Below are 13,343 nucleotides of genomic sequence, written 5' to 3' on the forward strand. Positions count from 1 at the left end.
TCTTGGCGCCTGAAATCAGAAAACCGGGCCACATGGTGACATCGCATGCGCCCTGATCGGCGAACGGGCGGATCAGGCGATCGCGGACCGCTGGACCGCGTCGATCGCCGCGAACAAGGTTCCCGGTGTCCGGGCGGGCGGGGCGGGCGGGGCGGGCGGGGCGGGCGGGGCGGGCGGGGCGGGCGGGGCGGGGCAACATACCGACGATCGGCCTCCGCCCTGCCGCTCGAAGAGATCACAGACTCCTGGTGCACACCTATCCCGGTCTCAACAAGAGGGACAGAGCGAACACAGCGTACCTGTCCGAGATGGAGAATTGACCCTCCTACCTGCGGGAATACTGGATTCAGCGGGTGCCGGACTGGAAGGCTGGCCGTCATGTTCTCGCTCCCCGCCCGCAGCCCGCAGGACCGCGGGCGGGGAGCGAGAACGCCCCGTCGCGGTCACCTCTCACCGCCTTCATGGGAGGGCGGCCATTCCACTGTTTTCAAGTAACGCCGTCCCCGATGTCAGAGGAGCCTGACTTGAGTGCACGTGCCTTCGGGAGAGTGCTGGCCGCCGTCACCATCGCCTCGGTCACGATCCCGCCCGTCGTCAACACGGCCTGGGCCACGACCCCGCCCGGAACGGTGCGGCCCGCCACCTCCGCACCGGAACCGGTGGACGCCGGTATCCACGGCCCGTCCGGCCTGCCCTCGGAACCGCCTCCGGAGAGCCCCCTGCCGCCGGGCGCGGAGGCGTTCGGGCGGTCGATCAAGCTCGCGTCCGTCAAGCGGCACCTGGAAAGGTTCCAGGAGATCGCCACGGCCAACGGCGGCAACCGGGCCGCGGCCACCCCTGGCCACGAGGCCTCGGTCTCCTACGTCGCGGACAGACTTCGCGCCGCCGGGTACCAGGTCACCCTGCAGGAGTTCGGGATCCCCTTCTTCCACGAGCGTGCGGTTCCCGTGCTGGCGCGAGTGTCACCCGCGGCCAGGGCGTACGCGCCCGGCACCGACTTCCAGACGATGACGTACTCCGGCTCGGGGAAGGTCACGGCTCCGGTGCAGGGAGTGGACCTGGTGCTGCCGCCGGCCCCGAACGCGACCTCCTCCTCCGGATGCGAGGCGAGTGACTTCAACGGGTTCGTCCGGGGGAACATCGCCCTGATCCAGCGTGGCTCCTGCAGCTTCCAGGTCAAGGCGGAGCGGGCCCAGGCGGCCGGCGCGTCCGGGGTGGTCGTCTTCAATGAGGGGCAGCCGGGTGAGGCTCTCGCCGACCGCAGGATTCTACTGAGAGGCTCGGTCAACACCTCCGGCATCAAGATTCCGATCGTCGGAGCCACCTTCGCGGCAGGCAAGGAGCTGTCGGCGCCGGGAACGACCGCGACGCTCACGGTGGACGCCGAGAGCGACCCCGGCCGCAGGACTCGCAACGTCATCGCCGAGAGCCGCCAGGGCGACCCGGACCGGGTGGTCATGCTCGGCGCCCACCTGGACAGTGTCATGGCGGGACCCGGCATCAACGACAACGGCTCCGGGACCGCGGGCGTCCTGGAGACGGCGCTGGCGGCGAAGGACCTGCGGACGAGGAACAGGCTGCGCTTCGCCTTCTGGGGTGCGGAGGAGCTGGGCCTGCTCGGTTCCACCCACTACGTGGCCCATCTCTCGGCGGCGGAGAGGGCGAAGATCAAGCTGTACCTGAACTTCGACATGATCGCCTCGCCGAACTACGTCCTGGGGATCTACGACGGCGACAACTCCGACACGGGCCTGGACACACGTCCACCTGCCGGTTCCGACCGGATCGAGAAGCTCTTCCAGTCGTACTTCGACGCCGTGGGCAAGCCGCACCAGGAGGCCGACTTCACCGGCCGCTCCGACTACGGCCCCTTCATCAAGGTGGGCATCGCCGCGGGCGGGCTGTTCACCGGCGCCGAGGGCCTCAAGAGCGCCGAGGAGGCCGAGAAGTTCGGCGGCAAAGCCTGGGCCCCCTACGACAGGTGCTACCACCAGGCGTGCGACACCCTCGCCAACATCGACGACGGGGCGCTGGAGGTGAACGCCTCCGCGATCGCCGCGGCGGCGTACGTCTACGCGTACGCTCGCGATCTCCCCGGTGATCCCGTCGCCCCCGGCTCCACAGGAGGACCGGAGGTCGGAGGACCCGGAACCGGTGGGGGCGGGCTGGGACACGACCACCACCACGAGCCCCCCGGGCTTCTCCGGTGACCCCCGCGCTCTCCGGGCGCGGCTACAGTCGAGGGCATGTCGTCAGGCGAACTTCGAGTGCTGGGGGCGTGCCCGCTTGACTGCCCCGACACGTGCTCCTGGGTGGTGACCGTCCAGGACGGCGAGGCCGTCAAGATGCGCGGCAACCCTGACCATCCCTACACCCGTGGCGCACTCTGCGTGAAGGTCAACCGCTACCTGGAGCACACCCGGGCGGCCGACCGCATCCTGCACCCGATGCGGCGGACCGCCCCCAAGGGGTCCGGCAGATTCGAGCGGATCAGCTGGGAAGAGGCCCTGGAGGAGATCTCCGTACGGCTGCGCGGCATCGTCGACGAGCACGGCGGCGAGGCGATCTGGCCCTATATGGGCACCGGCACGCTGGGGTACGTCCAGGGGGCCGAGGGGGTGGCGGGGCGGCGGTTCTGGAACGTCCTCGGCGCGTCGAGGCACTTTCCGAACATCTGCTCGTCGGCCGGCAACTCCGGGCTGCGGCAGGTCTACGGCACGCCGGGCGGGATGGATCCGGAGACGTTCGCCCTGTCCCGGCTCATCCTGCTGTGGGGCACGAACACGCTGACCAGCGGGCACCACCTGTGGAAGTTCATCCAGGACGCCCGCGCGGCGGGGGCGCACGTGGTGGCGATCGACCCGATCCGGACCCGCACCGCCGAGCAGGCCGACGAGCACCTGCCGATCAGGCCGGGCACCGACGCGGCCCTCGCCCTGGGGCTGATGAACGTCGTGCTCGCCGAGGGCGCCGAGGACCGCGACTACCTGGAGAACCACACGAGCGGCTGGGAGAACCTCCGCGAGGAGATCCTGCGCCACCCCCCGGCACGCGTGGCGGAGATCACCGGGCTGCCCGAGAGCGACATCCGGGCCCTGGGGGCGCGGCTGGCGCACACCCGGCCCACCGGTATCCGGGCCACCATGGGCGTGCAGCGGCACGCAGGCGGCGGCACCGCGATGCGCACGATCGCCGCCATCCCCGGCGTGACCGGCGACTGGCGCCACCCCGGCGGCGGGATCGCGTACTCCACCAGCGGGCACATCCACCTGAACATCGACACCCGTGACGACCTGCTCGCCCGGCCGGTCCGCACGCTCACCATGACCCGGCTGGCCGACCAGCTGGACGAGTCGGTGAAATGCCTGTGGGTGTACGCGGCCAACCCGATGAGCTCCACCTCCGACCAGAACCGAATCCGCGAGAAACTGACGCGCGATGACCTGTTCACCGTCGTGATGGAGCAGTTCCCGACCGACACCGTCGACTACGCCGACATCGTGCTCCCCGCCACCATGCAGATCGAGCACGCCGACCTGCACGCGGGCTACGGGCACATGTACCTGATGTGGAACTCACCCGCGGTCGAGCCGCCGGGCGAGTGCCTGTCCACCACCGAGACGTTCCGCCGCCTGGCTCGGCACATGGGGCTCACCGAGCCGTCCCTGTACGACTCCGACCTGGAGCTGGCCGAGCAACTGCTCTCCTCGGGCCATCCGTCGCTGGAGGGCGTCACGCTCGACCGGCTGCGCGAGGAGGGCTGGGTCCGCCTCAACGTACCGCGGCCGTTCGTGCCGTTCACCGAGGGCTTCCCGACGCCCTCGGGCCGGATGGAGTTCGGCGCGGGACCTGCCTACGTCCCGCCGCGCACCGCCTCGGCCGCGCCGGGACCGTACCCGCTGGCGCTCATCACCCCCGCCTCCCACACCTTCCTCAACACCATCTTCGGCAACAACCCCGAGTTGCTGCGGCGCTCGAAGGGCCCGCGGGTCCTGGTCAACCCCGCCGACGCCGTACCGAGGGAGCTGAGCGACGGGCAGCGGGCCCGGGTGTTCAACGCCGGCGGCGAGTTCGAGGCCGTGGTCGAGATCAGCGAGAGGGTCCGGCCGGGCGTGATCGCGTCCACCAAGGGGCACTGGCGCAAGCTGAGCTCGGGGGGTGCGACCGTGAACGCCGTGGTGGAGGCCCGCGACGCCGACATGGGCCGCGGCGCCGTCTATCACGACAACCTGGTCGAGATCGGCCCGTGCGCCGCCGGGTGACCAACCGGCGGGGCGGGAGCCCATGAGGTGCCCGGAGCGGCCCCGCCCGTATCCCCGGCACCCCGCGTGCCCCTCGCGGAGACCTCCCAAGGGAGCCTCCGCCTGTCACCGGAGGGAGCTGACGGGTAGGGGAGGAATCAGGGTTGCTCCCCGATGTGAGCAAGGGGGCTGGGGAGGCAGGCTGACGGCATGAACGACGAACTGACTCGACGTGACGAGATGTCCCTCGCCGGAGCGGCGCTGCACGGCGCTCCCTGGAAGGCCGCCGCGGTGACCGGCGGCGCGGTGGCCGCCACCGGCTTCGGGCTGGGCGCACTCACCGGTGGCGGGGATCTGACCTGGGCGATGGTGCTCGGCATCAGCCTGTTCTCGCTTATCGCGGCCATCGGCTCGATCAGCAAGCCCAACAGCGGGGACCGGGTGACCCGGCAGGCCCGGCTCTGGGCGCTGCGCCACCCCTGGAGGTTCGCCCTCTACCCCTCGCTCGGCGCCGCGATGCTCATGTATCCGGTGCAGCTCATCGTCGATGGCGAGGGCGTGTTCAGCGCGGCGCTGGACGCCCTGCAGGGTGGGGTGGTGGTCTATCTGATCACGGCTGTCCTGGCGCTGACCCTCAAGGGTCGCGGCCAGGCCTCGCTTCCCGGCGGTCGCTGAACCCTCGGGTGATCGCCGATCTTCCGGTGATCACCCGTCCTCGTGGGGATCGCCGAGTCCCGCGGGCGGCCGGTTCTCGTGTCGGCAGCCGCCGGTCGCCTTCGGTCGCCGAGGCTCGCGACCCGGCCGGGCCTTTCTGGAGTGACCGGGCCCCAGGCCGCTCAGGGCCGCTGGACGCGCTCGTATTCGGCGCGGCAGACGCAGAACTCGTTGCCCTCGGGGTCGAGCATCGTCACCCAGCCGGTGCCGTCGGGGTTGCGCCTGTCCTCGAAGACCGTGGCACCGAGCCCGAGCAGGCGCTCGACCTCCTCGTCGCGGGTGGTCCCCGCCGAGCCGGTGAGGTCCAGGTGAAGGCGGTTCTTGACGGTCTTGCCCTCGGGAACCTTGATGAACAGCAGATCCACCCCGCCACCCTGGAGGAGGATCTCGTCGTCCTCCTTCTCCGTCTCCGGGTGGAGCTCCCCGCCGGTGGCGTCACGCCAGAAGGTCGCCAGTTCGTACGGCTGGGCGCAGTCGAAGGTCACGCAGTGAACAACAATCATGCGCCCAGCCAACCCGACACCAGCAAAACCGTCAAGCCGGTTTCAGGCGACTCCCTTCGGAGCCGGGCCACCCGTATCCGCCCCTCCCGAGCACGTCGTACGGCATGCTCAAGAACGCGTACGGTCAGTGGCCGCCGCCGGCGATGTTGAGTCCGACGACGCCCGCGACGATGAGCAGGATCGAGGCGATCTTGAGGGCCGACGCGTTCTCACCGAGGGCGACGATGCCCAGCACGGCGGTGCCGACGGCTCCGACGCCCGTCCAGACGGCGTAGGCCGTACCGACCTCCAGGGTCTTCAGACCCAACGCGAGCAGGCCGAAGCTGATCGCGCCGAAGACGAGGAAACCGATGCTCGGCAGCAGCACGGAGAATCCGTTGCTCAGCTTGAGCGAGTACGCCATCGCGACCTCGAACAGACCGGCGATGAGAATGACAACCCAGACCATGACGGCTCCCCTTCAATGCAGGAGCGTCGTCTTTGCCTACCGGGTACGGCGCGTCTCGTCCGGGAACGCTCCTTTTGAGGGTTCGGTTGATGGAACGCGGCAGGATCTCACTTTGATTCCCACCAGAGCGTGAACCACCGGTCCCGGGGGACCGGCCACATGTCCAGCTCGACCACGGCCGCGATGACCTCGTCGGCCCGCTCCCGACCGAGGCAGAGCCTCCGGCAGGCGCTCTCGGCGAGGTCTTCGAGCCGGGTGAAGCGGGGCAGCGGGGCCACGCGCCACTCGTGGTGCACCTCGTAGCCGAGCCCTTCGGCGATGGCGATCACGTCGTGGGCCGTGGGCCTGCGCGGGCGGGTGATGCCGTGGAAGTGCTGCCAGAGGGGATTGAGCCAGCTCATCGGGTGTTGCCCGGTGAGCTCCAGGACGACCCGGCCTCGGGCATGGCCGGTGAGCTCGGTGAGGAAAGCGGCCAGTCGCGGCACGTTGTAGACGACGTGGGCGGCGACCGCGACGTCCGCGATCGGCGTTTCGGCCGCGATGTCGGGCCAGCGGCCCCGCAGAATCCGGGCGGGGACGCCCAGGGCGTGAGCCCGGGAGGCCAGCTCGGCGAGCATGGCGTCGGAGACGTCGACCGCGATCAGCTCTCTCAGGCCGGCAGCGAGCGGCAGTGAGGCCGCCCCCGTTCCCGCACCGACGTCCAGCAGGCTCCCGCCCGGCGGGAGCGCCTCGGCCGTCCGCGCCGACGTCGGGCCCCCGGGGGTCGCGAGTGCGAGGTCGGTGCGCTCGGCGAACCGCGCCGGCGAGTGCCCCCAGGGGTCGGCCGGCGCCCTGGCCGTGATCTCCTCGGGGATGGCCCACAGCCCGAGGTCGGCCCGCCACTGTTCGTCCATGTGGCGAGCCTAGAAGAGCTTCGGGGGCCGGTCGATCGGCCCGCGTGCGGGGCATCTCCGAGTGTCGTGACGAACGTCCCAGTCGATGCGGTTTTCTGGGGGTTACTGGTGGGTAGCATTGCCGGTAAGGTTACTGGCGAGTATGGAAAGTTCCGGTTCCCCCGGTTTCAAGGAGCAGACCCCATGGGCCACTACAAGAGCAATGTCCGTGACCTGGAGTTCAACCTCTTCGAGGTGTTCGGGCGCCGGGACATCCTGGGCACCGGCCGCTACGCCGAACTGGACGAGGACGTGGTGCGGAGCCTCCTCGACGAGGTCAACCGCCTGGCCACCGGCGTGCTCGCCGACTCCTTCGAGGAGGGCGACCGCAAGCCGCCGCTCTTCGACCCCGCCACCGGCTCGGTGACGATGCCGGAGGGTTTCAAGAAGTCCTTCGCCGCCTACCGCGACGCCGGCTGGACCAACCTCAGCCTCCCCGCCGAGCTGGGTGGCCCCGGCCTGCCCAGCAGCGTGAGCTGGGCGCTGGCCGAGATGGTCCTCGGCTCGAACCCGGCCATCTGGATGTACTCCAGCGGCCCGGCCTTCGCCCACGTGCTCCACGTGATCGGCACCGAGGCCCAGAAGCGCTACGCCGAGCTGGCCATCGAGAACCAGTGGGGCGCCACCATGGTGCTCACCGAGCCGGACGCCGGCTCCGACGTGGGCGCGGGCCGCACAAAGGCCGTACGGCAGGACGACGGCACCTGGCACATCGAGGGCGTCAAGCGCTTCATCACCAGCGCCGAGCACGACCTGAGCGACAACATCTTCCACCTGGTGCTGGCCCGCCCCGAGGGGCACGGCCCCGGCACCAAGGGCCTGTCGATGTTCCTGGTCTCGAAGTACCACGTGGATCTGGAGACCGGCGAGCTCGGCGAGCGCAACGGCGTCTACGTCACCAACGTCGAGAAGAAGATGGGCCTGAAGGTCTCCACGACCTGCGAGCTCACCTTCGGCGCCAAGCACCCGGCCGTGGGCACGCTGATCGGCGAGGTCCACGAGGGCATCAAGCAGATGTTCATGATCATCGAGCACGCCCGGATGATGGTCGGCACCAAGGCGATCGCCACGCTCTCCACCGGCTACCTGAACGCCCTGGAGTACGCCAAGGCCCGGGTACAGGGCGCCGACCTGACCCGGATGGCCGACAAGTCGGCCCCGCGGGTGACCATCACCCACCACCCGGACGTGCGCCGGGAGCTGATGCTCCAGAAGTCGTACGCCGAGGGCATGCGGGCGCTGGTCCTGCTCACCGCCACCTACCAGGACGACGTGCTGATCGCCGAGCACGAGGGCCGCAGGGACAGCCACGCCGAGGCGATGAACGACCTGCTGCTCCCGCTGGTCAAGGGCGTCGGCTCGGAGCGTTCCTACGAGCTGCTCGCCCGCTCCCTGCAGACCCTGGGCGGCTCGGGCTACCTGCAGGAATACCCGATCGAGCAGTACATCAGGGATGCCAAGATCGATTCCCTCTACGAGGGCACCACCGCGATCCAGGGGCAGGACCTGTTCTTCCGCAAGGTCCTGCGCAACCAGGGCGCGGCCCTCGGCTCGCTCTACGGCGACCTGAAGGCCTTCGCCGCCTCCGAAGCCGGCAACGGGCGCCTGAAGGAGGAGCGCAAGCTTCTCGCCGAGGCCGCCGACGATGTCAAGTCCATGGCCGACACCATGGCCGGCTGGGCCATCAACTCGATGGAGACGCCGAAGGAGGTCTACAAGGTCGGCCTCAACACCACCCGGTTCCTGCTCGCCCTGGGCGACGTGGTGATCGGCTGGCTGCTGCTGCGCCAGGCCGAGGTGGCTCTGGCCGCGCTGGGCTCCGCCGAGACCGGGCAGGGCGACCAGGCCTTCTACACCGGCAAGGTCGCCGCGGCCTCGTTCTTCGCCCAGACCGTCCTGCCCCGCCTCGCCGCCGAGCGCCGCACGCTGGAGGCCACCGGCCAGGACCTGATGGAGCTGCCCGAAGAGGCCTTCTGAGCAAGCCCCCTGCTCCCGCGGCAGGCATGAAGGGCGGTCCCGCCGAAACGGGACCGCCCTTCGCGTTTCCCGGGACCCGTCCCCGGCGGCACGCCGCGCCGCCGGGGACGTGACGTCTGCGAGCGGGTTGACACCGGCCTTTGTTATTCTCATACTGAGACTGTCTCAACATGAGAAGGACATGTGATGGATGAATCCGAGTTTCTGGCGGGTTACGACCCACGGGTGTACCCGGCGGTGGCGGTGACCGTCGACGTGGTGGCGCTCACCATTCGCGGGGGCGGGTTGCGCGTTCTGCTCATCAGGCGGGGCGAGCAACCCCATGCGGGGCGGTGGGCGCTGCCGGGGGGGTTCATCCGGCCAGACGAGGATCTTCCACAGGCCGCGGCGCGGGAGCTGGCGGAGGAGACGGGGCTCTCGGGCCTCGGGGACCGAGTCCACATCGAGCAGCTCGCCAGCTACGGGACGCCCGACCGTGATCCGCGGATGAGGGTCGTGTCGATCTCCTACCTGGCGTTCGCCCCCGACCTGCCCGACCCTCGGGCGGGCACGGACGCGGCGGACGCCGCCTGGCAGCCGGTCGACAAGCTGCCGGAGCTCGCGTTCGACCACGATCGCATCCTGGCGCACGGGCTGGAGCGGGCACGCGGCAAGTTGGAGTACACCCCGCTGGCCACCGCGTTCGCCGGCGAGAAGTTCACGATCTCCGAGCTGCGCGGTGTCTACGAGACGGTCTGGGGCGTGCCGCTGCACGCGGGCAACTTCCACCGCAAGATCCTGTCGGTGCCCGGTTTCGTGGAGAGCACCGGCGAGACCACCGAGAGCGGCGGGGCCAGGGGCGGTCCCCGGGCCAAGCTCTACCGGGCCGGCGACGCCCGGCTCCTGCACCCCGCCCTGCTACGGCCCGCCGGGGAGGAGCAGATCAGATGACCACCACGGCCGAGGCGATCGCGCTGGTGACCGCCGCCCGCACTCCCGACGACCTGTTCGGCGGGGACCTTCCGCACCGGGCGTACCGGAGGCTGGCGAGGCTGCTCCACCCCGACCTCTCGCCGGGAGCCGAGGCCGCCGAGGCGTTCGCCAGGCTGGCCGAGCTCTGGGCGGCCCGCGGCGCGGCCTCGGGGCGGGCCACGGGGCGGGCCACGGAGACGGTGATCACCACCGGGCGGGGGACCTACCGGATCGGGAGCGTCTTCCGGCGAGGCGCCTCGGCCGTGCTCTACGAGAGTGGCCCGGACACGCTGCTCAAGCTCCCGCGCAGCCACGCGGACAACGACCTCATGCGCCGCGAGGCGGACGCCCTGGAGACGATCGCGCGAGACGGCGACCCGCTGCTCCTGCCGTACGTGCCGCGTCTGGTGGATTCGTTCCGCCACCGCTGCGCCGGGGTCGAGCGGCGGGCCAACGTGATCAGCCGGGCGCCCGGCGGGTTCGTCAGCCTGGACGAGGTCAGGCGGCGGCGGCCGGTGCTCGACGCGAGAGACGTGGCGTGGATCTGGCGGCGGCTGCTGGTGGCCGTCGGCGCGGCCCACAGGGCAGGGGTCGTGCACGGCGCGGTGTTCGGGCACCACGTTCTCGTCCACCCGGTCGACCACGGCCTGGTGCTCGTCGACTGGAGCCAGTCGGTACCGCTCGGCACCCCGATCACCGCCCTGGTGACCAGGCACCGCGACGACTATCCGCCGGAGGTACCGGCCAGGAAACCCGCCACCCCCGCCACCGACATCCACCTCGCCACCCGCTCCGTGGCCGCCCTCATGGGCGGCCACGCCCCCACTCCGATCAGACGCTTCGTCCGGGGAAGCCTGATGAGCCCGCCGGGCGACGCGTGGCGGCTCCTGGGGGAACTCGACGACCTGCTCGACGACCTGTACGGGCCGAGGAAGTACCGGCCGCTGCACCTTTGAGAACGTTCCACCCCTTATCTGAGGAGATCCCCCGTGGGAAGCGGAATCTGGTCCACCGACGTCTACTCCGCCGCCGCGAGCTACCGTGCGGCCAAGGGCTCAAGCGCCTTCGCCTACAGCGACGGCGGCGCCCGCTCCGCGCACCCCGATCTCGACCCGCGCGGGGTGACGCTCCGCGAGAGCCGCGACTCCGCCGAACACCCCGACTCCCTCGCCGTGGCCGTCCTGTTCGACGTGACCGGCTCGATGGGCGGGGTGCCCCGCACCCTCCAGGCCAAGCTGCCCGATCTGCTCGGGCTGATGCTCCGCAAGGGGTACGCCGCCGACCCGCAGATCCTCTTCGGCGCGATCGGCGACGCCACCTGCGACCGGGCCCCGCTGCAGGTCGGCCAGTTCGAATCCGACAACCGGATGGACGAGCACCTGGGCAAGGTCCTGCTGGAAGGCGGGGGCGGCGGCCAGATGAGCGAGTCGTACGAGCTGGCGATGTACTTCATGGCCAGGCACACCTCGATCGACTGCTTCGAGAAGCGGGGCCGCAGGGGCTACCTGTTCATCATCGGCGACGAGCTGCCCTACCCGCAGGTCAAACGGCGCGAGGTCGAGAAGGTCGTCGGCGATCGGCTCCGGCGGGACATCCCGACCAGGGAGATCGTCGCCGAGCTGACCAGGGTCTACGACGTCTACTACATCCTTCCGGCCGGAGCGAGCTACGCCGGGGACGGCCGGGTGCTGGCCGCCTGGCGCGAGCTGCTCGGTCAGAACGTGCTGGAGCTGGACGACCTCGACGCCGTCTGCGAGACCATCGCGCTCACCGTCGGCCTCGGCGAGGACGCCATCGACCTGCGGGAAGGGCTGGACGACCTCGACGAGCTCGGTTCGACCGCCGGGACCGCCGTGGGCAGGGCCCTCGCCAAACTCGACCGCGGCACGCTCGTGGTCGCCGACGGTCTCGACCTGGGCGGCGACAGCGGCGTGACACGGCTCTGAAGACCTCCCCGCCGTGCGGCGGCCACCGCGAAAGCGGCGGGGAGTGCCACCACGAAGGGAGACGGCCCCTGCCCGGCGATAGGAACACGCCGGGCAGGCGGCCACGACGAACAGGAAACCACATGCGCGAACACATGATCGTGACAGACCTCGGCTACGGCGACGCGGGCAAAGGCACGATCATCGACTGGCTCTGCGCCCGCGAGCCCATCGGGGCGGTGGTCAGATTCAACGGAGGCGGACAGGCGGCCCACAACGTCGTGCTGCCCGATGGACGGCACCACACGTTCGCGCAGTTCGGGTCGGGCACGCTGAGAGGCGTGCCCACCCACCTGTCCAGGTTCATGGTCACAGATCCGCTCTCGCTGGCCCGGGAGGCCGCCCACCTGAGCGAGCTGGGCGTTCCCGACCCGTTCCGCCTGCTCACCGTGGATCGGGACGCCCTGCTCGCCACGCCGTACCACGTGGCGGCGGGGCAGGCCAGGGAACTGGCACGCGGCGATGACCGGCACGGGTCGTGCGGGATGGGCGTCGGCGAGACCATGGCCTACGCCCTGGAGCACCCGGAGCTCGCGCCGACCGTGGGCGACTGCGAGGAACCGGCCCGGCTCACCCGCAAGCTGTACGCGCTCCGAGAGGCACTGGGGGTGACCGGGCCGCCCGTGGAGGACTGCGTCGCCGCCTACCGGGCGTTCGCCGAACGGGTGATCCTGGTCGGCTCCTCCTTCACGACCGCGCTGCTGCGCAGGCGGCCCGTGATCTTCGAGGGGGCGCAGGGCGTACTGCTCGACGAGTGGCACGGCTTTCACCCGTACACCACCTGGAGCACGACGACCTTCGCCAACGCGCTGGAGTTGCTCGACGGGGTGCCGGCCGTACGGCTGGGCGTGCTGCGGACCTATACCCCCAGGCACGGCCCGGGACCGCTGGTCACCGAGGACGCGGCGCTGACGCTGCCCGAGGCTCACAACGGGAACGGTCCCTGGCAGGGGCCCTTCCGCGCCGGTCACTTCGACGCGGTGGCCCACCGCTACGCGCTGGCGGTCACGGGCGGGGCCGACGCCCTCGCGCTCACCCACCTGGACGCGCCGGTCTCGCGGATGTGCGTGTCGTACGACATCGGCGAGCTGCCGGTGGGCGCGGCAGGCGACCTCGAAGGGCAGGCCAGGCTTACCGGGCGGCTGTCGGCTGCCCGGCCGCGTTACGCCGACGGGATCGACGACTGGCCCGCGGCGGTGGCCGAGGCCCTGGGGGTCCCGGTGTGGCTGGGGTCCCACGGGCCCACCGCCACCGACAAGGTCCTTCTCCGTGGTGTGACCGCACCCGAAAGGGTATGACCCTTCTCGTACTCTCCCTTTACCTGGTGGACAGCCTTACCCGGAGGAACTCATGGGTGTCGGGGTCAGCATCTTCTTTCTCACGCTTGGCGCCATCCTCCGCTTCGCCATCGACCCCACCGTCCTCGGCGAGGCCGTGCACATCGACGTGATCGGCCTGATCTTCATGATCGTCGGTGCCGTCGGAGTCGTGCTGAGCATTGTGCTGGCCCCCAGGCGCGGGAACACGTCCGAGGACCGCCTGATGCACCGCGAGAACCACCCGCCGGAGAGCTAGGCGCCACCTTGCGGATC

General features: G+C 70.5%; 12 protein-coding genes and 1 riboswitch. Of the genes, 9 read left to right on the forward strand and 3 right to left on the reverse strand.

The annotated features are described in order from the left end of the window. Positions 1 to 524: 524 nt before the first annotated feature. The 3 genes from OG884_RS13525 (at position 525) to OG884_RS13535 (ending at position 4,916) form a co-directional block, all read left to right on the forward strand. On the forward strand, positions 525 to 2,210 hold the full coding sequence (locus OG884_RS13525; RefSeq protein WP_326645572.1) for a M28 family metallopeptidase: 1,686 nt from the start codon (positions 525 to 527) through the stop codon (positions 2,208 to 2,210). Between the two features lie 36 nt (positions 2,211 to 2,246). Next, complete coding sequence (locus OG884_RS13530; protein ID WP_326645574.1) at positions 2,247 to 4,262, forward strand: molybdopterin-containing oxidoreductase family protein; 2,016 nt, start codon at positions 2,247 to 2,249, stop codon at positions 4,260 to 4,262. Between the two features lie 189 nt (positions 4,263 to 4,451). Further along, the gene (locus OG884_RS13535) at positions 4,452 to 4,916 is read left to right on the forward strand and encodes a hypothetical protein (RefSeq protein WP_326645575.1); all 465 of its coding nucleotides are present in this window, start codon (positions 4,452 to 4,454) and stop codon (positions 4,914 to 4,916) included. 161 nt (positions 4,917 to 5,077) lie between these two features. Here the strand turns inward: OG884_RS13535 and OG884_RS13540 are convergent, their stop codons facing one another. The 3 genes from OG884_RS13540 to OG884_RS13550 form a co-directional block, all read right to left on the reverse strand. Beyond that, positions 5,078 to 5,458: a VOC family protein gene (locus OG884_RS13540; RefSeq protein WP_326645576.1), complete on the reverse strand. Its 381-nt coding sequence runs from the start codon at positions 5,456 to 5,458 to the stop codon at positions 5,078 to 5,080. Between the two features lie 124 nt (positions 5,459 to 5,582). After that, positions 5,583 to 5,906 (reverse strand): DMT family transporter, encoded by a 324-nt coding sequence (locus OG884_RS13545; protein ID WP_326645578.1) that lies wholly within the window; start codon positions 5,904 to 5,906, stop codon positions 5,583 to 5,585. A 20-nt stretch (positions 5,907 to 5,926) separates the two neighbouring features. After that, positions 5,927 to 5,992, reverse strand: a riboswitch (guanidine-III (ykkC-III) riboswitch). 21 nt (positions 5,993 to 6,013) lie between these two features. After that, a complete protein-coding gene (locus tag OG884_RS13550) occupies positions 6,014 to 6,799 on the reverse strand; it encodes a class I SAM-dependent methyltransferase (RefSeq protein ID WP_326645579.1) in 786 nt (261 codons plus the stop codon). Positions 6,800 to 6,982: 183 nt separating this feature from the next. On the opposite strand from OG884_RS13550, the gene OG884_RS13555 reads away from it, so the two are divergent. The 6 genes from OG884_RS13555 to OG884_RS13580 all read left to right on the forward strand — a co-directional run bounded on the left by OG884_RS13555 (position 6,983) and on the right by OG884_RS13580 (position 13,326). Further along, positions 6,983 to 8,815, forward strand: coding sequence for an acyl-CoA dehydrogenase (locus OG884_RS13555; RefSeq protein ID WP_326645581.1), 1,833 nt, complete (start codon positions 6,983 to 6,985; stop codon positions 8,813 to 8,815). A 186-nt stretch (positions 8,816 to 9,001) separates the two neighbouring features. Continuing rightward, on the forward strand, positions 9,002 to 9,745 hold the full coding sequence (locus OG884_RS13560) for an NUDIX hydrolase (protein ID WP_326645582.1): 744 nt from the start codon (positions 9,002 to 9,004) through the stop codon (positions 9,743 to 9,745). Next, on the forward strand, positions 9,742 to 10,722 hold the full coding sequence (locus tag OG884_RS13565) for a lipopolysaccharide kinase InaA family protein (RefSeq protein WP_326645583.1): 981 nt from the start codon (positions 9,742 to 9,744) through the stop codon (positions 10,720 to 10,722). The genes OG884_RS13560 and OG884_RS13565 overlap by 4 nt, the downstream gene beginning before the upstream one ends. A 33-nt stretch (positions 10,723 to 10,755) precedes the next feature. Beyond that, positions 10,756 to 11,712, forward strand: a complete 957-nt coding sequence (locus OG884_RS13570; protein ID WP_326645584.1) for a hypothetical protein — start codon at positions 10,756 to 10,758, stop codon at positions 11,710 to 11,712. 122 nt (positions 11,713 to 11,834) lie between these two features. Beyond that, positions 11,835 to 13,049: an adenylosuccinate synthetase gene (locus OG884_RS13575; protein ID WP_326645586.1), complete on the forward strand. Its 1,215-nt coding sequence runs from the start codon at positions 11,835 to 11,837 to the stop codon at positions 13,047 to 13,049. Between the two features lie 52 nt (positions 13,050 to 13,101). After that, the gene (locus tag OG884_RS13580; protein WP_326645588.1) at positions 13,102 to 13,326 is read left to right on the forward strand and encodes a DUF6458 family protein; all 225 of its coding nucleotides are present in this window, start codon (positions 13,102 to 13,104) and stop codon (positions 13,324 to 13,326) included. Positions 13,327 to 13,343: the final 17 nt, after the last annotated feature.

The organism is Streptosporangium sp. NBC_01755 (genome assembly GCF_035917995.1).
Classification (GTDB): domain Bacteria; phylum Actinomycetota; class Actinomycetes; order Streptosporangiales; family Streptosporangiaceae; genus Streptosporangium.